Origin of the sequence: Pseudanabaena sp. UWO311 (genome assembly GCF_006937785.1) — a bacterium.
GTDB lineage: Bacteria > Cyanobacteriota > Cyanobacteriia > Pseudanabaenales > Pseudanabaenaceae > Pseudanabaena.
This window is the reverse complement of record NZ_SJEE01000035.1, coordinates 21592-45365: the sequence shown is the minus strand read 5'-3', so window position 1 is coordinate 45365 and position 23774 is coordinate 21592. Positions and strand designations below refer to the sequence as shown.

Sequence of the window (23774 nt, the reverse complement as noted above, 5' to 3'; positions counted from 1 at the left end):
TTGAAACATTCAGTCCCCCATCAAGATATATTGCACCTATATATAGCTTCTAACCCATCCGTCAAATTTTTAGTCCCCAACATTCCATCGTGGCGAATAAAGCGTGCTAAGCCCAATCTGTTAGCAATAAATTCTAGTGTGTTATCCTTCACCAACTTGTCTCGATTACTCGACAACTTACCTTTCCCATATTTACCTTTGAGGTTGTAGAGGTATTCGAGAACAATGAAATCTAATAAAGAATCTCCTAAAAGTGCCAACCCTTCATTATGATCACCAGAATTTTTCCATCGCACGGCATAAGAACGCTCTGTAATTGCTGTTTGAAGGAATGCTTTATTACAAAATTCGTGCGAGATTGCCTTTTCAATAACTGCTATATCAACTATTGATAAATTATTCTCTATAGTCTCGCTACTATCTGAGTCTAGAGGCGAGAGAAATTGATTTATAAACCAATTCTGAACTCTACCTAATCCTTGATCCAAATAGATTGCAGCTAACAATGCTTTAAACGAGCGGATAATATCTTCTGAGCTAATTAGATCGTCTGTCTTTTTAATCCTGACAAGTTTATTGAGACAGATTTTTTCTGAAAATAAGATCGGATTTCCGTCCTTCTTTACCAATTTATCTCTTTCATAAGAAATAAATTGCTTACCAAGCTGGTTGCCATGAACTTTGTATAGATGCTCAACTACAATTAAGTCAAGTAAAGTATCTCCAAAAATTGCTAAACATCCGTTATGAGCTTCAGGAGTACCTATCAATCGTGCATAAGTTGTGTGAGTTAGCGCTTGCAAAAGTAAATTTTTATCGAGAAATGTTAATCCGATTGCAGATTCAATAGCTTTTATATCGCTCATGATTTTTTTAAATGTTGATATGCTGACTTGGGCTAATTATCCCATAGTTTATGAAGGTGATTTTTTCTCAGAGCCTGCTTTGTCGAGGTTCCGCAATCGCCCATCTCATCAAAGGCAGACCATAAGCCAAGCTATAATTTTTATATAATTAGTAACCTAGCTAAGCATATGACTACTTTAGAAATTCGTCATCAAATTGAAGAGTATATTGATTGCTTATCTTCTGAAGGACTAAAAGTAGCCGTAGATTTTTTGGCATATCTTGCAGAAAGGGAGAGCCAAGAAGCAACAGATGAACTACTCAGTATTCCCGATTTTTTGGACTCTTGGGAAGAAGGTAAACAAGATATTGCTAAAGGTAATCTAACTAACTGGCGTAGTATTCGCGATGACGTATGAAATTGCTTTAACAGATAAAGCTAGAGATTTTTACAAATTCGCTAGCCCAGAGATCGCAAAAAAATTAGCTAGGTGCTTTAGTACTCTAGAGCAAACTCCATACCAGCATCCCAATATAAAAGCCCTAAAAGGAAATCTTTCAGGCTTTTATCGGTTTAGAGCTGGCGACTATCGGGTTGTGGATGAAGTAAATGAACAATCTAAACAAGTGCGTGTAACAAACATTGCTCATCGCAGTGACGTATACGATGCCTAGTCAAATTTTTAAACTGACATTGCTTGCACAGGTGCTGCGATCGCATTAACTACAGGTAACTCACACCGATCTTGATAGACACTTAGATCAAACCAGAATGTACTACCAACACCAACTTCACTCTTGATATGAATCTCACTGTGATGTTTTTCAATGATATTACGCACAATCGATAGACCGAGTCCTGTCCCTTCGAGAGTATGCACTTTATCTTCTACACGATAAAAACGATCAAAAATGCGATCGCAATCTTCGGGAGGAATGCCATAGCCAGTATCCTCAACCTCGACCCTCACATAATTGACGACACGATGAGGTTGAGTAGTAGTTTGATCTTGCCAAGGATAGATCCGAATCGTGACCTTGCCGCCAGTTTCGGTGAACTTTAAAGCATTCCCAACTAAATTGTATAAAACCTGCAAAATCAAATCATAATTCCCCCAAATCCTTTCGAGGTTGGGCGAAATTTCATGCAATAGCTCAACACCCTTAGAAGAAGCATTGAGCTTGTAAGTCCGCACCGTTTGCTCAATCGTCTCAGATAAGTCGATCGCCGTGAAATGATATTGACGACCTGACTCTAAGCGAGATAGATCCAACACATCATTCACAAGGCGTGTCAGGCGATCGGTTTCATTATTGGCTGTACCGAGAAATTCTTTCTTCTGATCATCACTCAGTTCATCACCATATTCGTGCAAAGTCTCAATAAAAGACTTGATATTAAATAAAGGTGTGCGTAATTCATGGCTAACATTGCTAATAAATCGACTCTGAGCAGCATTTAGCTCCACCTCTCGGGTGATGTCCTGAATCGTAATTGCAATCCCCTTAATTGCATTACTGGAGCTGAGCACACTCGTAATCCAAATTCTAAAAGCATGGGCAAGCACCGAGTCGCCCTTCTCGCCAGAAGCCATGATCCGAAATTCGCCGCCCTCGCGATCGCCTGTGGCAATTTGCATGAGCGAACGCCCTAAATCAGCGCTGAGGCGATCTGGCAAAATGTTCAAAATACTTTTACCTTGCCATGCATTTTTCTCTAAATCCTGATCCCACCCCATAATTTTGATCGCCGCAGGATTGGCAAGTACGATCCGCATATCCGAGTCAAGTAACAACGCGCCATCTGCGATCGTCGATACTAGAGTTTCCAGCTTTGCCTTTTCAGCAGTCAACTCTTCGATATTTTGCTCTTCGTATTTTTTCAGACGTTGCGCCATCTCATTAAAGCTACGGATTAATTCCCCAAGCTCCCCACCAAAAGGCAAGTCGATCCTTTGCTTGAAATTGCCACTAGCAATATTTTGTACCCCTGCCACCAATTCCCTAAGTGGTCGCGTAATCGTCACCGAGTTTGAGGCTGCTCCCAAAATCACCATCGCCCAAATCGATACAAATACTGCTGTTGTCACATCTAGAGTTAGGCTCGACGAAGCAACTGCCGTCGGGTTAGGGTTGATGCCGATCGCAATAATTCCTAGGGCTTTGCCGTTATGCTGCAAATTGACAAATATATCGGTGACTTCGCCCTGTGGCGTGACATGTTGTCTTACCAAAGGGCGATCGGGACGCATCATCGGATCTTCAGGTAACTGAATGCGTCGCCTGATACTTAAAGAATTTTTTACCTCATTAGAGTTAAATGGAATCCCGTAAAAAATCTCACCATCGGGATCAGCGTAGAGAATATAGCGAATGCTAGAACTACTATCGTAAAATTCTTTAGATAGGCGAGTAACTTCTTGGAGATCATTTTTGGCTACCAATGGGGCAACATTAGCTGCAAGTAATAACCCCAAATCTTTACCAAAGCGCGTATCATTAAGGCGAGCATCGGTCTGAATATCGTTAACTGCCCAAAATGTGACAGCGCTCATCAGCAAAGAAACTAACAGCGTAATCAAAGCCATTAGCTTGGTTTGTAATGAAAATTCTGTCCACCAACGTTTGGGGGTATTGTAAATTTGAAGCAAAAAGTTCATCTTTTTGTAGTCATTTGGTTGGATATTGTTGGATATTTGTTGGATATTTGTATGACTTTTCGTTTAATATGTGCGATCGAAACGCAAGGATGAGGATCTCAAGATGGATGAGGCTAGCATTGTCACTGCGATAGAGGCAGACCTTCAAAACTATAAGGTAAAAACTCAAATCCGCCGCAAAGAATCTCAGTTGCATGTTCTGATTACCAGAGCAGATGGCGATGATGTTGACTATGCCTCTCTCTATGATATTGTGAAACGCCGTATTGATAAGCTACCGATCGAGGGGGCGGATAGCTTAGTTGTCTATGGTAGGTTGTCTGGAGCAAAACATCCAGAATGGCATAAAACTGCGGAGATTAAGCCACCTTTGCCACTAATTGAACTTGATCTTGAAGATTTAGAGGAATTTGACGATGTCAGCAACATCAAAAATCTAGCATTTCATCCTGACAGCGATGAGACAGAGATTCAGACTAAAAATCTTGAGTCTGGGCTTCCTGATGACTTAAAAAGTTTTAAGAGTAGTATCGATAATGATCTAAAAGCAGCCGCTAATAAAGCTAAAGCTGTCCATGAAACTACTAAAGATAAAATTAATAATATTAAGACTGAGGATTTTGATTTAGACAATCTGGAATTGCAATCATTTAGTTTAGAGTCGCTTCAGCAAGATACTTTTGAGTTAAAGTCTTTTGATCCTGAGCCTTTTGAAGTAAATAGTCAAGAATCAAAACCGCGATCGCCTTTAGAGGAGAAAAACTCATGGTCGGCGAAGAATGAAGACTTTGACTTTGATTCCTCAGTTACGGATGAAGACTTCAACTTTGAGTCTCCCACTGTAGCAGCGATGCCAATGCCTTTGCCGCCACCACCACCCACAGTTAGACGTACTAAAAAAAAGCCTGTCCCTAATGTCGAGATCGATAATGAACCAATAAAAACTGCTTACCCTAAAGATAAGTCTAAGCTTCTCTCTGTGGCTTTTGCCGTGGGTGCGATCGCGATCGTCGGAATTTGTGGATGGCTAGTGTGGGATCGTTCTAATCAGCAGCAATATCTTGCTAATGCAAGGAACTTTAGTAATCAAGATATTAATCCCAAGAAAATTACGAAACTAGAAACGCTCACAGGAACGCGCAATCGTTTACAAACTATCGTTTCTCAGCTAGAAGAAATCTCTGATCGACCTGCGTCTCTGTATGCTGAAGCCCAAGCTGAGTTAACAACTCTGCGTCCAAAACTTGCTGAGTTTGATCGCAAGATCAATGTTGAGCAGGCGGCTAATAAAAATCTTGAGTCATCGAAGAATGCCACAATTGAGGCGGCGAAATCAACTCAAAACCCACCACACAAGTCAACTGTTTGGAAGTCGGCTCAAGAGAAGCGACAAATGGCTTTAAAACAGTTAGAGGGTGTGACTACTGACTCAGTGCTATATGGAGATGCTCAGCAACGCATTAAGGCTTATCGTGCAGAATTAGACCAAATCACAAAATGGGTGGAAATCCAACAAAGGGCTGAGACAGCAGTAAGTACGGTCAATCCTGCTACGGTAAATCAACTTAAGCAGTTAAAAGCTAAAGCTCCAGAGAAGCAACAGTATTTACCACAATGCCAATCTATTTTGCAGCCCCAAATCTCTAATGCTGAATCTCAGAGAACTGGATTTCCAGTTCCCGTTTTGACTAGCTATCTATGTGCTTATTTCTGGGATTCATAGAAAGTATTTATGGCTCAACCACCACTTCCTAAATTTGAAAGTAAAAAGTAAAAACTTAGAGATTTAGACGACAGTTTTTTAATTAGAACCCTGAGGCAAATTCTCGCAATAGAGGAGCTATTGCGAGAATTTGCCTCAGGATCGTTCATCTCTCTATTTTCTGAGCATTGACTAAGAATCACGGTAAAATACAGTAAAATTTCTTGCAATAATCGGTACAACTTTACATGACTTATTCTCTGCGAATTGTGGATATGGCTGAGAGCGATCGCCCTCGCGAGAGATTACTTAGTCAGGGCGTTCGCAGCTTATCCAATGCAGAGTTAATCGCAATCCTATTAGGCACAGGTCAGGGGGCAGGTAAACTCTCCGCCGTAGGACTAGGACAGCTAATCTTACAAACCATTGGCAAAGATCGCACCAGCGACCCTGTCGCAGCTTTGCAAAACGTATCGCCACAGGAACTCATGCAAATAGAAGGAGTCGGGCCAGCTAAAGCAACCGCAATCTTAGCTGCGATCGAGCTAGGGAAGAGAGCGCTCTATGCCAAGCCTCCAGACTTAACCGAGGTTACTGATCCATCGGTAGCCGCCGCTGCCCTCAGTCAAGACCTGATGTGGCAACCCCAAGAACGCCTCGCCGTAGTGATGCTCGACAACAAAAATCGGATTATCGCCCAACGCATTATCACCATCGGCACAGCGACAGAAACCCTCGCCCATCCCCGCGATATTTTCCGAGAGGTTCTCAAAAGCGGTGCAGTGCGTCTAATTGTGGCGCACAATCATCCATCAGGAAATACATCTCCAAGTCCAGAAGACATAACGCTTACTCGTCAATTACTAGAAGCAGCACGAATGCTAAGCATTCCACTTTTAGATCATTTGATTTTAGGAAATGGAACCTTTTCCAGTATTCGCGAGACTTCAACATTATGGAAAGAAGTTCCCCAAGCAGAATAAAAACAAATGATTTTTAACTGATGTTACGTGGAAGAAATTCCTGTGATGGCGAAAGTCTAGGGCTGGCACGGGGGCACAGCCCCTACAAAATCTAAATTGTTTAGTTAGGGGCAATGCCCCCGTGCTTGCCCTGTCATGCTAGCGAGGACTTCCTTAACGAGTCGTGCCGCGATTTGATTGGCGTTGTTGCTTCATTTGCTCAAGTTGTTGTTGCTGAGCAGGAGTCAAGACATTCTTCATTTGCGCCTTGGTGTCTTCTGCGATCGCCTTCATCTGTTGCTTTTGAGCATCGGTTAAATTCAGAGACTTGCGTACCCCCTTGCGATCGCCAGATTGACGTGCTTGTTCCATGATTGCGCGTTGTTCAGCAGTCAAAACACTTTGACTACGAGTTTTCGCACTCTCACGAATTGTCTTAATTTGCGCCTTTTGAGCATCAGTCAAGTTCAACTGCTTCCAGCCATCACCACGGGGCTTATGTTTTTCGGTGCTATTTGGGGTGGTGGTGTTTTGTGCAGAAACGAGATTTGGAATTGTAACTGCTCCGACTGCCACAGTTACACAAGCGATCGCCAACAATTTTTTGATATTACGAAACATTTGATTTTCCCCTTTGTGAGAAGGCTTAATTATCTGTACGAGGGTTTTGACAAGCGCCACGATCAAAAGGTTCAAAACCCCAAATAATTTTTTTTAATTAGCCTCCGTAAGGTGGGCATAGCCCACCTTACTTGCTAGATTTGGGCACAGCCCAAATCTAATTTTTTAGCTGGCACAGCTTCTCAAAATCACACCGATAATGATGCCAATCCCGACAAAACGGACAATTTGCCAAAAAGGTTCACGAAAACTACTCCAAGAAAGTAGCCGACTTTCAAGATCGGCTTCGATTTGTTCGAGTTGCTCGCCTACTGCTTCTAATTGCTTGAGTAATTCCTCTTTATGGGGGCTAGATCGCTCATTGAGAGAATTAGGCTTACGACGAATTTTTTGATTTTTGTTACTGGTTGCGCGATCGCTAGAAATATCTTGAATTTGCTCTCTAATTTGTTCCTTTTGCGTTTGCAATTCATTTTGCTTAATCGAATCACGCCGAACTTGCAAGAAACGCTGTTCGATTTCTTCTAATAGTCCTTTAGTTTCTTGGAGTTGAGCTTCTATATCGCTCCAATCAGAAATTTCTGTCACAACATCAATCTAAATAAGTGGGATTTTAGAATCCATTTAAGAATTGTCTAGATCCCCCCAGCCCCCCTTGTAAAAGCTAACCTGTACACACAAGTCATAAAACCCAATCAAGGCAACAATTTAATAGCCCCCTAGCCCCCAATTCTGGGGGAACAAGAAAATAAAATTCTTTCAAAGTCCCCCAGAATTGGGGGATTTAGGGGGCTTAGAACATTGAAACGAAGACGGAGAGACTTGTGTGTACACAGTAGGCTTTATACCAATTCACAAAAGTGTGGCTACGCTTTTGTGAATTAAAAACAAAACCATGTAAGGGTTTTAAAAACACAAAATGGCTACGCCATTTTGTGTTTTGGTATTACAAGGGGGATTGACATGGATCTCTTAGAGCTTTTGACCGCAGAAAGTAATTCTTAAATGTTTCTTACAGTGCAAATCACTATATAGCAATTTTACAGGCATATTGGCTTTGTGCGATTAGCTGCAACCCAACCTGCAATCGGAGCAGAAATTTGCAGCCAGCCTTGCTTCTCACTCTGCACAGTAATTTGTGTGCCATTGTCCAACTTACCAACGATCGCAAAATCTACCCCCGCATCTTCACGGACATTAATCGGCGGATTAGGATCGGAAATTAGACGTTTTGTATAGTCACATAGAGAATTGGAAATATTGGTAGGATTGGATTGCAACTTATTAGAGTTGCGAGCAAAACGATCTTGATAATCACGAAGATATTGCACATTTTTTATTTCCGTTGCAGTTAGCAGATCCTCAGGAAATTTATCAGGCTCATAGATGGGTTTATACCAAGGTTGCATATTGAAATATGACTGCAATTCAGGATCTTTAAAGCGGCGACCATAACGGGCAAATACTTCATTACGCATGATATCTAGCTCAAGAGCACTCTTATTCGCTAAATCTTGATCGCCGATCGCGCGTTCTGAGAGAAAGAGATATTTGGGGCTAGGTAAACCAGCACTAATACTTATTTCATTCTTGTTTAGTTCATTTTTGATTGTGGGCGATGGACGGAGCCAAAACCACATGACAATACCCATGACTGCGATCGCCGATATGATCCCCACCGCGATCATCCCTAAAAGGTTTTTAGTACTGGACTGTTGGCGATCCATTGCCGAGACTTTTGAGGAAACCTCTGTGGCAACATCATCATTAGAATTAAAAGCTGAGACTAACCCTTGAGAATTAGTCTGCATAGTCGTTGATAAAATTGTGGGTGCGATTGGCAATGCTAATTTCCGTAAATCTGTTAGTACAGCTTCAGCAGACTGATAGCGATCGCGAAAGTCATATTTAACTAACTTATCGATGATTGTTGCTAATTCATCGCTGACATTGGCACGATATTTTAAAGCTGCATGGTCAGGAGAATTTCGCCAAGCTAATTCACCTGTTTCCATATTCTCAGACAATAAGTTTGGGGCAACTCCAGTCAAACCTTGAACTGCGATCGCCCCAACAGCATACAGATCGCTACAGGGTCTAGGCTTGCCGATCGCTTGCTCATTGGGCATATAACCATCAGTACCAATCGCGACCGTAGAGCCAATAGCAGAGACAACGGCAGTTCCCACTTGCTTCACAGCCCCAAAATCGATCAGTACTAATTTGCCATCAGTACGCCGCCGCATCAAGTTAGCGGGTTTAATATCCCGATGGATTGCACCCTGTTGATGCACAAAAACAAGGGTTTCTAGTACATCAATCAAAAAAGCGAGCGCCTGAGCTTCATTCATCCGTCCCACTGGATAGCCATCAGCAGATCGCTCGATAGAGATGATTTCGTTAGTAAGCTCATAACCATCGATCAGCTCTTGTACCAAATAAAACTGATGATCTTCTTCAAAATGCGCTAACAAACGGGGAATGCGATCGTGGCTACCAAGCTTATGTAAAACCCTTGCCTCGGTCTCAAATAAACGACTAGCAATTTCCAATACAAAAGTATCTCTAGAAGTAGGCTGTAGTCGTTTGACCACACATTTCTGATGGTCAGGCAACTGCAAGTCTTCAGCCAAGAAAGTCTCTCCAAAGCCACCACTTCCGAGGGTTTGGATGATTTTATATCTCCCACTAATCACTTTGCCGATCATGTGCAGGTAAACCAATTAAAGTAGAGTAGAGGAGCGCAACGCACTCCTTTACTTTATAACGCATAGCGCGATCGCGCTATGCGTAGAGCATCAGTTGCCCTCTGCGCCTCGATCGCTACCTGTGATAAGCAAGCATAAATTAACACGACATAATTCGCCCTTATCGCCAATTCAAGTTGACGACATTGATATGAAAGTGTCAACGCGCCTATATAGTCGCTGCTTGAGCGTAATGTATTTAAGGCTTGTAATAGTCTTGCCCGATCATCAACAGCCAGTGCCCTGTCGATTGATTGGACTAGTAGAGGGGTCTCTTCTAAGTACGAGTCAATCACATTTAACAAAAACTCAATTGCTTTAAGATCATTACCCGCAATCTCTAAAATCGTTTCCATAAACTGTGGTTCGATTGCAGGCTCTTCATCTTCTTCATTATTATGCGAAAAATCTATAGTTGTATCAAAACCAGTGTGAGACTCATCCATCGACTCAACTTCAGAAGACTCAACTTCAGATTCATTGACTTCTGATTCTAATGATTCTTGTTCAACCAGTTCTGGAGCATGTGTTGCTGGCTCCATTGATTGGATTTCAGATTGAAAATCTGTTTTGCTGTTCTCTGGCTGCAACTCGTCAGATGCGAAAGACTCTGTTGCTTCTATCTCATCTAATTCTGTTTCAGCTAACTCTGGAGCAATCATCTCTCGCTGAGATTCTGGCGATTCTATATCTTCCACCTCAGATGATTCTAATTCGCTTTTTTCAGATGCCAAGCTTTCAGTCTCAGATGATTCTAATATTAATGTCTCTGGAAGAAACACCTCTGTGTCAGCTACAGAATTCTCTACTGATTTATCTTGGACTGATTTATCTTGGTCTGATTCGTCTGAGTCAGATGCAATGTCTGAAATCACTTTAAGATCATCAGGCATAATCGCGTAGGAGATATCCTCTCGCGTGAAATTTATCGCTGGCTCATCTAGCAGAGCTGTCTCATCAGACTCTACTCCTTCATCTACACTAGGGATTGGAGATATAGAATCTGGAACTAAATAAAGGGGTGGCAGTCCATTCCGAGAAATTGATTCGTCGCTAAAGCTAGTAATTTCTTCAGCGTTACTAATTATTGTTTCTAATTCACTCTCTTCTACATCTGCATCATTCTCATGCAGACTAACTTCTATCTCTAAATTATTAGTCTCCAAATCTTGATTTAGGGCATTATTTTCCTGTTCTTCAACGACATTCTGATTGATTGACGTGGTGGTTTGCTCATCAATAGTTGACTCAGTGAGTTGCTCAGTATTTGAAGTAATCTCTGACTCAATAGCCGAATCAACCTCTGGCTTAGCTGATTTCTCGGCGAGTTCAGCAACTGTTTGTTGTAAATTATCTAATTCAATCTGTAAAGTCTGCAAATCATCAGTAAGCTCTTGAGATTGCTGGCGCAAATTAGTTAAGGAAATCGCAATACCAATCTGTGCTGCAATCAACGATAGAGAAGTGCGATCGCTTTCTGACCAACTGTGATATACACTCCCATGAAAAGCAACTAGAGTGCCCCAAACATCTTGTCCTGCATAGATCTTGTTTGCAGCATAGGATGAAATGCCGATCTGTTCGAGCAGAGTGACGATATGAGACGACAGACTAGAAGTCCGAATACTGTCGATGGTCTGAGCAGATTGGTCTGGCTCAGCTGACTCGAACATGTGCCGAGCCAATGAAAGCTGTCTTTCGGGCATATCGGCAAGAGATGTCAACCCTGAAGCGATCGCATCAGTGGCAAACTCACCCCGTCCATCAGGATGGCAACGAAAAATTGCGACACGATCCACTTGCAGTAATTTCTGGGCTACTTGCACAGCTATTTGTAAAACTAGCTCTAAAGATGGCGATCGCTGAATAGCATCAGCAAGCTGTGCAAGTGCTTTTTCTCTAGCAATAATATTGCTAAAAATATCCGTCTGTGTTTCTGATGACTGTGCTGTTATCAGTTTTTCATACCGCTCTTCCCAGCTCATTTGGTGGACGCGCTCCTGCTGCACCAAAATAGCTTTGAGGTGTTCATAAGCAGCGCGATCGCGGCATAGGTGGCGGACTTGATCTAAGAGGGTAGAATCCATGGGTAAGAACGACTATCCCCGAATATTTTCTAGCTTTGCTGAGATAGGGGGTTACGCTATCTAGACCATGGATTTTAGCCGACTTGTTTTGCTGATCGCATGAGACACAAAGCGTAACTTTGAGCGCAACTTTTGTTTTCACTGTAAGGTTTTGCTATATGAATCCTTACAGTGAAAACAAGTTAAAATCATGTTAAACAATAAATAATTTGAAAAACCTTGTTTTAGTTGTCACCATCCGTTTGGATAAGTACCTACTACAGAGATTTATACTCAAATCCGAAGCAATAAAATTTTTAAAAGTGTTGATAAGTGACACTTTTAAAAATTTTATTGTGGTTTGTTTGATCGGGAATTACTGGAAAAAGACAAATCGCGCCGCCATTTGTCTTTAGGGTTTGTTTTACCCTAATGCTGATGTTGAAAGCTATACAATATTTTCCCAAGTTATTTATTTGCAAATCAAAATAAGTTAAAAAATATGGCACGCTATACCCTTGCCCAGAGTCCTGAAGTCGTCTTGACCGTTGCTGGCAAAGATTCGCCAAAAGCACGAGAAAAGGCGATGGCAGAGCTAATGGAACTAATGGACTCAGGCAAACTCGATACTGATCTTGCCGATGGCTTTAGTCCCGATCAATTTATAGAAGTGAGAGAACTTTCCATGTCTGAAGATCGCGAAGATCCTATTACCCAAGCCGTGCAAGTCTTAAACAACCTCGCAACGTTAAAAATCAAGGTTCAAGAGTTACGCTCTGATGCGATGCAGGTGCGATCGCAAATCGATATTTTGTTTAGCGATGAACTTGTATCTGAGGAACAAATTAACAGTATTAAAGAAGGTTTTAAAACTCTCAAAAGTTTTGCCCAACTTAATATGAAGTTTCTCGATGCGCGATCGCAAGCTGAAAATGCGCGTCAAGTCCTCGACGAAGCCCTAAAGTCACCCAATTCAGAAGTTAAACCTCCTATTGAAAGTGTGATTAGTGCTACTGAGGTAGAAACTGTTGAAGTTACTAATGTTGCTTCTGAACCTGTTGAAGCTATAACTAGTGCTGATGTGGAAGAGCCTGTAACCACAATTGAGGATGCGATCGTTGAAGTCCCTGTGAGCAAATCCACCAAAAAGAAATAAATTAACAACAAATTAAAAAGGCAACGCTTCGCGTTGCCTTTTTAATTTTCGGTGAAGTTAAAATTAAATCTATAACCATTACATCTGAAAATTATGGTTGCTTTACCCGATCGCTTGATAATGACCTATGAAGAATATCTTGCTTGGGAATCAACCCAAGAAATGCGCCACGAATTTTGGGATGGTGAAGTAATCGCAATAGCTGGCGGCACTCGTGACCACAATCGAGTTTCAGTTAATTTTCTTAAAGTGCTAGATAATGCTCTCGCCGATCTCTCCTGTGAAGTTTACATCGCTGGTGTCAAGGTACAGATTCAGCCAAAACGCAAATATTTTTATCCTGATGTCGTAGTTACTTGCGATGAACGCGATCGCAATGATGCTCTAGTAGTTGCGTATCCTTGCCTAATTATCGAAGTTCTCTCACCATCGACTGAAGCCTTTGAATCTCTTTCAGAGACGCTACGCGAACGCGGATTTAAGTTTTCACAATACCGCAAGTTTGAGACTTTGCAAGAATACGTTTTAGTGCAAGTCGATCAGCCAATTGTGGAAGTATTTCAACGCAATGATCAGAGGCAATGGGTGTTTTTTGAATATGGTTTGAGCGATCACTTATTCCTCAAATCTGTAAATCTCGAAATAGCTATTAGCGATTTGTATCGACAAATTCAATTTGAGCAAAAAAACGAATAAAGGTGGCGCTTTGCGTCACCTTTATTCTTAAGTAACACGAGTAAGGATAATAATCCCAGCCGTAATGCCTATTAGATTAGGCAACCATGCGGCAGCGAATGGGGAAAGAAATTCAACTTGTCCGAGAGCGCCACAAATAAATAGCAGTAAATAATAGCCAAAAATAATTAACACACTCAATCCAAAACCGATCGCTGCACCAGTACGCTGAGGTCGCATTCCCAGAGATGAACCGACAATCGCGAAGACTACACAAATAAATGGCAGGGCATATTTTTGCTCAAGCCTGACTTCCAACTTGCGTATTTCTTTGGTATTGCCAGACTGCTTGAGTAAGTCAATATTGCGACGAATATCGGCAATATTCATTTCTTCGGCACTGCGTTGCTCTTGAGCTACATCAAGGGGAGCACGAGGCAATTGGAGATTTTGATCATCAAAGCGGAGAATGCTACGGTAATTGCCATCTGGCCCCACCAGATAGGTCGTACCTTGACTAAACCTCCAGACATTTTGCTCAGGAATCCAGACAGCGGACTCAGCAGCAAGAATTTGCTGAAGCTGACCTTGCGAAAAGTCCAAGACCGTTAAACCTCGCATCTGTTTGCCGTCAAAGCTCCGTGCATAAAAACTCCGAACTAAGCCTTGTTTGGTAGTGCCATCTTCTTGCGGCACTTCACCATATTGTTGATAAAAAATATCTTGGCTTTTAAATTGCACATTTTCTTGATTTAAAGCCGCTCGCAATGTACTACGCGATTGCCAGTTTGCCGCAGGAACGATCGCTTCATTAAATACATAGGTCATGCCCGTGACAAACAGGCTCAAAACTAGCGCAGGTGCAACTAAACGGTAAGCACTTACACCACAACTTCGTAAAGCAGTTGTCTCACCATCTCCAGACATACGACTGTAGGAGAGCAATGTCGCTAGCAACATCGACATCGGGAATGAGTACACCATGAAGCCTGGGATCTGGTAGCCAAAAATCTGAAACGCTGTTAATACGCTTAATCCCGCATCAGTAATCAGGCGAATCAGTTCAAATAGTGAGCCGATCGCTAAAATCACGGAGGAAAATGCGCCCACCCCAAACAGAAATGGGGTCAACATTTGCGTGAATAAATAGCGATCCATGATCGACAATCTCGGTAGCCATCCTAGCGACACGTTTGTAACTTTTTTCCTTGGTTGAGTCGTTTGTAAGGTTGCCATTTCCTTTATCGAGATTACATGTTTTTGGGTTAATTATTTTTTACAACACCTACGGTGTTGCAAAAAATAATTAAAAATGAAACTTTTCGCCGAGATAATATTTGCGTACATCAGGATCGTCAGCTAATTCTCTGCTAGAACCGTCAGCAAAAACTTCACCTTCACGCATGATATAAGCGCGATCGGTGATTGTTAAGGTTTCGCGAACATTATGGTCGGTGATTAGCACGCCCATATTGCGATCGCGTAAGTTTTTGATGATGGTCTGAATTTCGCTAACAGCGATCGGATCGATCCCCGCAAAAGGTTCGTCTAGCAAGATAAACTTGGGACCTTCTAGACCAACCGCCAACGCTCTCGCGATTTCTGTACGGCGACGCTCTCCCCCAGACACTTGGATTCCCATCGTATCAGCAATTTTAGTCAATCGAAATTCTTCTAATAAAGTGCGGAGGCGATGAATCTGCAATTGCTTAGGGACATTGGTTTGCTGCATCACTAATAGGAGATTATCACGCACCGATAATTGTCGAAAAATCGTGGCTTCTTGAGCGAGATATGCCATGCCCATCCGCGCTCGCTTATGAATGGGCAAGCTGGTAATGTCTTGTTTGTCGAGCCAGATGCTACCACTATCAGGTTGAATCAGCCCTGTTGCCATATAAAACGAAGTGGTTTTGCCAGCACCATTTGGGCCAAGCAGTCCAACAATTTCCCCCTGCTTGACGGTGAGACTCACTTGCTGGACAACTTGCCGACCACTGTAGTTTTTACTAACGTTGTCGAGGGAGATTTGCATTACTCAATTTGGTATGGAAATTTGAAAATGTAACACTGGATTTAGATGAGGCAAAGCAGTTTTTGTAGCTTTATACATCAACATTACTTACCATCAGGAAGAATCTCTTGTGGTTTTGTCTGTAACTTTTCAGGAGGAATGCTCAATGTGGGGGGACTAACCTGCTGCTTTTTAAAGGCAGGCTTAATTTGAGTTACGGGTGTTGCCGAAGTTGCGGGATTACTTACAGCATCGCGATCTGGTACTACATAAATTGTTTCAACCTGTTGGTTATTAGGAGGGGACGCAACAAATTTCCCTTCAGTGACGAGATAGGTGATGGTTTGAGCCTTGATGCTATTGACACCTTCTTGAATGACGACCACATTGCCCGTTAAAACGACACGCTGCTCCTTAGAAAAATACTGTGCTTGCTCAGCGACCGCATCAATCTGTCGGGCAGGATAACTCATTTTGACGTTGCCAGTTGCCGTAACTACACCTGTGATCGAATTTGCTTCTTGGACATCGGCACGGATCGTTAGAGCTGTGTTTGATTGAGCTTGTGTGGGTGGTAGTGAGCTAGAGGCGATCGCCAAAAGAGAAATAACAGCCAGCAATAACTTAGAGATCGCCGATTGATACTTTATTTTTCCTTTTGTCTTTTTCCCTTTTAATGCAAATCTACTTAATGGCTTCATCGATTTTGTACCTTTTGTTCATACAAATTTACAATGGCTGCGACCACTTCTTCTATAGTTAGACCATCTGTATTGACCAAAGTTGCATCTTCAGCCTGAATCAGAGGTGCATGGTCGCGGGTAGAGTCTTTGCGATCGCGTTCTTGAATTTCTTGTTCGAGGGTGGCGAGATCGGGAGCAACTTGACCTTGGGCGATTAGATCGGCTTGACGGCGTTTAGCTCGCTCTTCTGCTGAGGCAGTCAAAAAGATTTTCACCTCTGCATCAGGAAAGACATGGGTTCCGATGTCACGACCTTCCATGACTACACCACCTGTTTGCCCAATGAGTTGTTGTTGTTTAACCAAAATTTCCCGCACAGCAGATTGGGCAGCTATCGACGATACATTTGCTGTTACTTCAGGCGTACGAATCTCATCAGTGATGTCTTCCCCATTTAGCAAGACTTGCATCGGCTTACCTGCAATCGGATTAGCAAACAGTTGGATTTTTGATTTGGTAGCGATCGCTTGTACTTTTTCTTGATCTCTTAAATCAATGCCTTCTCGTAATACCGCAAGAGTAACACTACGATACATTGCGCCAGTATCCAAAAATAATAAGCCTAATTTGTTAGCAACCTGCTTGGTAACCGTTGATTTGCCCGCACCTGCGGGCCCATCGATCGCAATGATCGGATTTCTGGGAGTGATAGTGTGGCTTAGCAAAATATTATCGATCAAGCGTGTGTTTCCAATTCGAGCCGCGATCGCCAGCATCAACTCAGATGCAAAAGTAATTTGATTGCATGGCTGCAATGTCTTGGCATCGACTAACTCAATATACTCTAGATGAATTTCTGGTAGCTTCGCTAAATAATTTCGCGCAGCTTCAATAATTTGCGCTGATTTACAAAGCTCGTAGCACAAAAAAAACTGCTGTTGGGATTGCAGTAAGCTTTGATAAATATGGGCAGCCAAAATCCGTTCTTTGCTTGACAAATACTGATTACGAGAACTATAGGCTAAGCCACTTGGTTCACGCACTGTTGGACAACCAATAACCTCCACAGACAAGTTTAAATCAATCACCAGTTGCCGAATAATAGCGAGCTGTTGACCATCTTTATTGCCGAAGTAGGCTCGGTCAGGCTGCACAGCATTTAGGAGCTTAGTGACGATTGTGGCTACTCCTTGAAAATGTACAACTCGCGATCGTCCACACAAGATATTGATCATTTCTGGTGGTGGAATCACTTGCGTTATTTTGGCAATATTACTTACGCCCATCTCTAGAGCATCTGGCGCAAAAACCGCATCAACTCCAGCGTTCTCACAGATCTGGAGATCATTTTCTAATGTACGTGGATATTGATCAAAATCTTCACCTGCACCGAATTGTAAAGGATTGACAAAGATACTTACAACCAAACAAGAATTTTCAGTCCTTGCTCGATCAATTAAGCTCAAATGACCAATATGCAAAGCCCCCATTGTTGGCACAAGTCCTACAGACACTTGCCCTAAGGTCTGTTTTTCTTTTTGGGTGTTTAAGTAATTACGCAGAGAAGCGATCGTAGTAAATAGCTGTGTCAAGCATCAACCTCACAGGAATCACTATAAAAAGCAGCAATTCTAATTATGAAACCAAATTTGAGTTTTTGTGCGATATAGGCAATAAAAAACAAAACAGGCTTTGAAGAAAGTCATCTAAAGCTAACTTTTAACTTTCTTCAAAGCCTATAGCAATAAAAAGGGTACTTAGAACATCAAACCAAAAATGCAAATGGCGACGCTTCGCGCCGCCATTTGCATTTTTGGTTTAAATAAACAAGAGAGTCTAGGGTAAAACGCCAGACTCTCTTGTTTTGGAGCAAGAACTAAAGAGAGCGCAAGACTCTATTTAGTTCTTTTAGGTTATTTAGACAATACTTCAAGTCTAACTGGAGCAACTCCAGAAGAAATTAAACCAATTACATTAGCAGCAGCAGTAGAAATATCAATTACTCGACCATGGGCATAAGGTCCACGATCATTGATGCGAACTACCACTGACTGATTATTATCCATATTTACAACTCTCACCAAAGTCCCAAAGGGCAAACTTGGGTGGGCGGCAGTTAACTCGCTCGCATTAAAGATTTCACCACTAGCGCTGTAATTTCCATCAAAGCCTGGACCATACCATGAAGCCATGCCAGACATTACTCCGACGATGCGACTATTCAATGCAGGGCTAGAAGAACTAGCTGTATATTTAGGCTTTGGAGAATTGGCAACTTCTTGCACAGGGCTAGCACCACCGAGCAAACGACGCAATAAGTTTGCCGATTCTAAAACATCTTGTGTTTGATTTTGCAAAGATTCAGGGAAAACAGCTTGCTGATCAAACTTCAAAATGGCGCGATCGCCTAGTTTAATAACATAGTTGCCATTTTTCCAAGCAGGGATAATTGTGTTGGCATCAATACCATCACGATTAAGTTGATTAATCAAAGCGGCAGCAGCAGTGGCACGTTCAATGGGATCTGATGACGTTAGCAGATTTTCAGAACTATCATTTGGTGATTTTGCTGGGCTATCTGCCGAGTTGCTAGGTTCTAAGTTATTAGTGTTTGATGGCAACTTTACCGATTCAGAGTTCTTTTTAGTTTCGCCTTTAGTTTTTAACGAATCTGACGAAAGACTTTCTTGGGCTGATTTTGGAGATTCTTCAGATTCAAGATAAGTAACTACAGGAATTCCCCGAACATAGACCGTAGCGGCATTTTTGCCATTTAGCTTGTGTGTATGGATACGGGCAATCGCATCGTCTTTTGTTCTAATCAAGGACTGCGATCTGGTTTCACCAACTTTAAGAGAAGTAGCTACTTCTGAAGTTTTAGCTTCTAGTTGAGATACTGATTGAGCCTGTGCGCTATGGCTAGCAAGACTTGATGCGATAGCAAGAGCTACTACTGAGGTAGAGAGAGTGTAGCTCCAGTTCCAATTAAGCATAGGTAAAACAGAAAATGAAGATAAACGACTAAATTATTGACAGAAGCTTGGCTGGGAATGACTTGCAAATGAAATCGCCAACAACAAGTTTCTCAAACTAGGAACAAAACTTTAATAGTTCGTTCATGTGATTTAGATTAACATGGTTATTCAAAATGATAACAACTTAGCCGTAAAACCCTTACCACAAGAACATTTGAGCTCTTCTTTTCTGTTAAAAATCAAAATTTTGCTTCTTTCCCATTAGAATTCTTTATAAAAATGGAACTTTGTACTCTTAAATACAAAAAAAACTCCGCAAAAGTATGCCTTTTGGCATAGGTAGTTTTGCTCTCAAATAAGTTTTATATGCATAAGGCTTCAATATACAAGAAAATTTCAGTTTTGAAGGTAATCCATCTTAAGTTTTGTTCGTATGTAAACCTTATGAAGACATGCTCTCAGAAATAAAGTGTCAGAAATAGCAATAAATCAACCTAAAGATAGATACGAAAAACAAATCTATAGAAACTATTCAGAAGCATTTTGATGAATATGTTCGATTTGGACTAATTTTAGATTTTCGAGTTAAAAAAGTCGTAACTAAACCAGAATAACTAAGAAGTTAAGCAAAACATTTAAGGGCAAAACATAAGAATTTCTAATCAATCGACAGAAACTTTTTCAAAAGTCTTGAAAAATTCAGGTAATAAATAAAGAAAAGAAGGCTACACAATGTGTAGGCTCCTTTTCTTTATTTATCGCGCGATCGCATCATTTAGCTTTCCGCTCCGAAATCCTTCTAAGTCCAAGGTAATTAGACCAAATCCATATTCTCGAAAGGCTCTAGTCAGATCAGCGATCACCATAAATTCCATAAATTCGAGCAGGCGATCGCTGGGCACTTCGATTTTGGCAGTATCACCCATAGATCGCACACGGATATCGCCTTTCCAGCCGCGATCACGTAGATATTGTTCGGCATTACCAACGCGCCGTAATTTCTCAATGGTTATTTCCTCGCCATAGGGAAACCGAGAGCTTAAACATGGCTGTGAAGGCTTGTCCCACCAAGGCATTTCTAGATATTGCGATAACATCCGTACTTCGATTTTGCTAATCCCCACTTCAGCAAGAGGCGATCGCACGCCGCGTTCTTTTGCCGCTTGAATTCCTGGTCGATAATCTTGCAAATCATCAGCATTTAAGCCATCGACGACAAAGCTATAGCCCATTGTTTTCGCTAGGGGTTTAAGAGTGTCATGCAGTTCGCTTTTGCAGAAGTAGCAACGATTAATCGGATTGGAGGTGTAGTTGGGATTATTCATCTCTTCGGTTTGCACGATTTGATGCTTAATACCCATAAATTCGGCTTGCACTTGAGCGGCGGCAAGATCGGCAGGTAATAATGACGGTGAGTTGGCAGTAATCGCTAAAGCGCGATCGCCTAAAACATCAAAGGCAACCTTGGCAACAAGAGTACTATCGATGCCGCCAGAATAGGCTACCAAGACTTGCGATGATTCGTTGAAAATTTGACGTAAGCGATCGAGCTTGTCGGACAAAGTAGCATTTAACATAAAAATATTTACAGCGCTTTGCGCTGAACTAAAAATTATTAGGACTTACGCAAATCAACCAAGAACTAAAGTTCTTGGCTCAAAGCTCAAGTCAGTTAAAACTGACTAAAGAAAGCCTCAAACTAACCTGCTTCAACAGGTTTAAGCTTTTAGCCCGCAATTTATTGCAGGGCAGATGCGTAAGTCCTAATTATGTTGAAAGTGCTGCTTTGCAGCACTTTCAACATAATAAATAGAGAAAGCGCTTTGCGCTTTCTCTATTTATTTTTGCAACTGAGCTAGACGTGCTTTAAGAATCTCTTGCTGTTTCAAGGATTCTTCCAGTTCTGCACGGGCGGTAGCGACCACTTCAGGTGGGGCTTTTTTAACATAGCCTTCATTGTTTAAACGACCTTGGCTAGACGCGATCGCTCCTTCTAATTTCTTAAGAGTGCGCTCTAGCTTGGTAACCAATTGAGCAATATCGACAACACCAACTAACGACACAATCGCTTGTACTGTCCCAACAACACCTGCGATCGCCTCCTCAGTGGCTGATTCATCAACGGTTGCCAAAATCGCCAAATCTTCGACTCTTGCCAAATCAAGAATATAGCTCTGTCCAAACTCGAGCAAAGTCCGTTCGCGATCGCTGTCGGATTGCAAAATCACTTTGACTTTCAGACTAGGCTTAATTTCGGCTTCAGCGCGAAGATTGCGAATCGTACGAATTGTGCCAATGATTAATTTGAATTGTTCCTCTAGTTCCTCATTGATATGGGTGGTGTCAATTTCGGGATAGGGTTGGATGGCTAGAACTGGGAGATCGCTTGATGGTTCGCTTGTGCCATAGGTGAGCAATTGCCAGATTTCCTCAGTAACGTGTGGCATAAATGGATGCAATAAGCGCAAAATCCCATCAAGGACAAAGGCAAGGGTTTGCTGCACCGTGGCGCGCGAATTTGGATTGGCTTCTTCCTGTAAACGCGATTTGACAAGCTCAATATACCAATCACAAAAATCACCCCAGAAGAATTCATACAGGCTCTTGGTTGCTTCACCCATGCTGTAAGCATCAAGTTGTTCGCGTACTTGTAACACAGTCTGAGCATAACGCGACAAAATCCAGCGATCGGCAAGTTCTAAATCTTCAACTTGGAGCGCGGCAGCGCCATGCTCCAAGTTGAGATTCATCATTACAAATCGCGAAGCATTCCAGAGCTTATTTGCAAAATTCCGTGCGGTCTCTACGGTTGTAGATTCATCAGTTTTACGATTGTAATCGAGACGAATATCTTGTCCTGCACCTGTTACCTCTTTAACGAGAGAATAGCGCAAAGCATCAGTTCCATATTTATTAATTAGAACTAACGGGTCGATGCCATTATTTTTGGATTTAGACATCTTCTGATTATTCTCATCGCGCACCAGCCCATGAATATAGACCGTATGAAAAGGCATTTTCCCAGTGAAATAACCCGCCATCATCGTCATCCGTGCGACCCAGAAGAAGATAATGTCAAAGCCAGTAACAAGCACACTAGTGGGATAGAAAGTTTCAAAGTCCTGTGTTTGCACAGGCCAGCCCAAAGTCGAGAATGGCCATAAACCAGACGAAAACCATGTATCTAGTACATCTGGATCACGCTCTAAAGTTACATCTTCGCCAAATTTTGCCGTAGCTTGTTCATAAGCCTCGGCTTCGGTACGGGCGACAAAAATTGTGCCGTCGGGGGCATACCATGCAGGAATCTGATGCCCCCACCATAGTTGACGCGAAATACACCAATCCTTAAGGCGAATTAGCCAATCACGGTAAACCTTTCCCCAGCGATCGGGTACGAAAGTAGGAGAATTTTGTTTGTCAAATTGTTCCAATGCAAAATCTGATAGTGGCTTGATATTCACAAACCACTGAATTGAGAGCAATGGCTCCACAGGAACTTTGCCACGTTCAGAATAGGGAACGGTGTGGGCATAGTCTTCAATCTTTTCTAATAAGCTCATTTCATCGAGTTTTGCCACGACGTTTTTTCGCGCTACAAAGCGATCTTGTCCTTGAAATTCACCACCATTCTCATTGATCGAGCCATTTTTATTGAGAATATTAATTAGTGGAAGCTGATGACGCTTGCCCATCTCAAAGTCATTCGGATCATGAGCAGGTGTAATTTTGACGCAGCCACTGCCAAATTTTGGGTCAACATATTGGTCGGCAATAATCGGAATTTCTCGATTCATAATTGGCAACATGATTGTCTTACCAATTAAATGCTTGTAGCGATCATCCTCAGGATTGACCGCTACAGCTGTATCACCCAACATTGTTTCGGGACGAGTAGTAGCAACTACCAGATGTCCAGAGCCATCGGCTAACGGATAGCGAAAATGCCAAAGATGACCATTTACTTCTTTACTATCAACTTCGAGATCAGATACAGCTGATTGGGACTCTGGACACCAGTTGACTAGATATTCACCACGATAAATCAAGCCTGCTTCGTAGAGTTTGACAAAGGCTTCGGTTACTGAGTTAGATAAACCTTCATCCATTGTGAAGCGCTCGCGTGTCCAGTCGGCGGACACACCTAAGCGCCGCAATTGCGAAACAATCGTCCCACCCGATTCAGCTTTCCATTTCCATGCGCGATCAAGAAATTTTTCACGCCCAACTTCTTGATTGGTTTTACCTTCAGCTTTGATTTGTTTATCGAGAATAGTCTGTACAGCAATGCTTGCGTGATCTGTACCAGGTAGCCAGAGGGTATTAAAACCGCGCATACGGTGATAACGGATCAAGATATCGATTAATACTTCTTGAAAAGCATGCCCCATATGTAGGCTGCCCGTGACATTGGGCGGTGGGATCATGATGCAGTAGGGTTCCTTTTCGCTTTCGCTGGCTGCTACAAATACGCCACTTTCCTCCCAATATTTTTGCCATTTGGCTTCAGATTCGAGAGGATTATATTGTTTGGGAAGCTCGGTCGTACTCATAGCGGTTTACTGAAAATTTAGACAAAATCAATGGGCAACTTAAATTAAAGCAACTTAATTAAAGTTTATATACAGCTTATATCTTATAGTGTTTCCCAGACTAGCATTCTGCAA

The 23774-nt window shown here is 42.1% G+C and carries 18 protein-coding genes and 1 pseudogene; 6 read left to right on the top strand and 13 right to left on the bottom strand.

The genetic code is table 11. The annotated features are described in order from the left end of the window. Positions 1-20: 20 nt before the first annotated feature. A complete protein-coding gene (locus tag PseudUWO311_RS20325; protein ID WP_142657061.1) occupies positions 21-866 on the bottom strand; it encodes a ribonuclease III domain-containing protein in 846 nt (281 codons plus the stop codon). Positions 867-1034: 168 nt separating this feature from the next. Between PseudUWO311_RS20325 and PseudUWO311_RS20320 the strand changes: the two genes are divergently transcribed. Both PseudUWO311_RS20320 and PseudUWO311_RS20315 read left to right on the top strand, forming a co-directional pair. Beyond that, a complete protein-coding gene (locus PseudUWO311_RS20320) occupies positions 1035-1265 on the top strand; it encodes a hypothetical protein (protein WP_142657060.1) in 231 nt (76 codons plus the stop codon). Next, positions 1255-1521: a type II toxin-antitoxin system RelE family toxin gene (locus PseudUWO311_RS20315; protein WP_142657059.1), complete on the top strand. Its 267-nt coding sequence runs from the start codon at positions 1255-1257 to the stop codon at positions 1519-1521. The genes PseudUWO311_RS20320 and PseudUWO311_RS20315 overlap by 11 nt, the downstream gene beginning before the upstream one ends. Positions 1522-1529: 8 nt before the next feature. Here PseudUWO311_RS20315 and nblS read toward each other — a convergent pair whose 3' ends face one another. Then, complete coding sequence (nblS, locus tag PseudUWO311_RS20310) at positions 1530-3506, bottom strand: two-component system sensor histidine kinase NblS (protein WP_142657058.1); 1977 nt, start codon at positions 3504-3506, stop codon at positions 1530-1532. A 70-nt stretch (positions 3507-3576) separates the two neighbouring features. Here nblS and PseudUWO311_RS20305 point away from each other — a divergent pair, with 70 nt between their 5' ends. Beyond that, positions 3577-5229: a hypothetical protein gene (locus tag PseudUWO311_RS20305; protein WP_142657057.1), complete on the top strand. Its 1653-nt coding sequence runs from the start codon at positions 3577-3579 to the stop codon at positions 5227-5229. Between the two features lie 227 nt (positions 5230-5456). Continuing rightward, entirely contained in the window at positions 5457-6191 is a 735-nt protein-coding gene (gene radC / locus PseudUWO311_RS20300; protein WP_142657056.1) for a RadC family protein, read from the top strand. Between the two features lie 153 nt (positions 6192-6344). Here the strand turns inward: radC and PseudUWO311_RS20295 are convergent, their stop codons facing one another. The 4 genes from PseudUWO311_RS20295 to PseudUWO311_RS20280 form a co-directional block, all read right to left on the bottom strand. Next, positions 6345-6791, bottom strand: coding sequence for a Spy/CpxP family protein refolding chaperone (locus PseudUWO311_RS20295; RefSeq protein ID WP_142657055.1), 447 nt, complete (start codon positions 6789-6791; stop codon positions 6345-6347). Between the two features lie 165 nt (positions 6792-6956). Continuing rightward, positions 6957-7379, bottom strand: coding sequence for a hypothetical protein (locus PseudUWO311_RS20290; RefSeq protein ID WP_223807657.1), 423 nt, complete (start codon positions 7377-7379; stop codon positions 6957-6959). Between the two features lie 452 nt (positions 7380-7831). Further along, positions 7832-9499 (bottom strand): protein kinase domain-containing protein, encoded by a 1668-nt coding sequence (locus PseudUWO311_RS20285; RefSeq protein WP_142657054.1) that lies wholly within the window; start codon positions 9497-9499, stop codon positions 7832-7834. 53 nt (positions 9500-9552) lie between these two features. After that, the gene (locus tag PseudUWO311_RS20280) at positions 9553-11625 is read right to left on the bottom strand and encodes a GAF domain-containing protein (RefSeq protein ID WP_142657053.1); all 2073 of its coding nucleotides are present in this window, start codon (positions 11623-11625) and stop codon (positions 9553-9555) included. 481 nt (positions 11626-12106) lie between these two features. Here PseudUWO311_RS20280 and PseudUWO311_RS20275 point away from each other — a divergent pair. Then, positions 12107-12577: pseudogene (locus PseudUWO311_RS20275) on the top strand (hypothetical protein); the annotation flags it as partial. A gap of 276 nt (positions 12578-12853) precedes the next feature. Continuing rightward, positions 12854-13456, top strand: a complete 603-nt coding sequence (locus PseudUWO311_RS20270; protein ID WP_142657051.1) for a Uma2 family endonuclease — start codon at positions 12854-12856, stop codon at positions 13454-13456. 27 nt (positions 13457-13483) lie between these two features. Here PseudUWO311_RS20270 and PseudUWO311_RS20265 read toward each other — a convergent pair whose 3' ends face one another. The 7 genes from PseudUWO311_RS20265 to PseudUWO311_RS20235 all read right to left on the bottom strand — a co-directional run bounded on the left by PseudUWO311_RS20265 (position 13484) and on the right by PseudUWO311_RS20235 (position 23660). Beyond that, positions 13484-14671, bottom strand: a complete 1188-nt coding sequence (locus tag PseudUWO311_RS20265; protein ID WP_142657050.1) for an LptF/LptG family permease — start codon at positions 14669-14671, stop codon at positions 13484-13486. Between the two features lie 70 nt (positions 14672-14741). Further along, complete coding sequence (lptB, locus tag PseudUWO311_RS20260; RefSeq protein WP_142657049.1) at positions 14742-15470, bottom strand: LPS export ABC transporter ATP-binding protein; 729 nt, start codon at positions 15468-15470, stop codon at positions 14742-14744. Between the two features lie 83 nt (positions 15471-15553). Then, a complete protein-coding gene (locus PseudUWO311_RS20255) occupies positions 15554-16150 on the bottom strand; it encodes an LptA/OstA family protein (protein ID WP_142657048.1) in 597 nt (198 codons plus the stop codon). Next, a complete protein-coding gene (locus tag PseudUWO311_RS20250) occupies positions 16147-17724 on the bottom strand; it encodes a bifunctional pantoate--beta-alanine ligase/(d)CMP kinase (RefSeq protein WP_142657047.1) in 1578 nt (525 codons plus the stop codon). Before PseudUWO311_RS20250 ends, PseudUWO311_RS20255 begins: the two co-directional genes overlap by 4 nt. Before the next feature lie 321 nt (positions 17725-18045). Next, entirely contained in the window at positions 18046-19125 is a 1080-nt protein-coding gene (locus PseudUWO311_RS20245) for a septal ring lytic transglycosylase RlpA family protein (protein ID WP_142657046.1), read from the bottom strand. A 737-nt stretch (positions 19126-19862) separates the two neighbouring features. Then, complete coding sequence (gene larE, locus PseudUWO311_RS20240) at positions 19863-20684, bottom strand: ATP-dependent sacrificial sulfur transferase LarE (protein ID WP_142657045.1); 822 nt, start codon at positions 20682-20684, stop codon at positions 19863-19865. Between the two features lie 261 nt (positions 20685-20945). Then, positions 20946-23660 carry a valine--tRNA ligase gene (locus PseudUWO311_RS20235; protein ID WP_142657044.1) on the bottom strand — a complete coding sequence of 905 codons (2715 nt, stop codon included), beginning with the start codon at positions 23658-23660 and terminating at the stop codon, positions 20946-20948. Positions 23661-23774 lie beyond the last annotated feature (114 nt).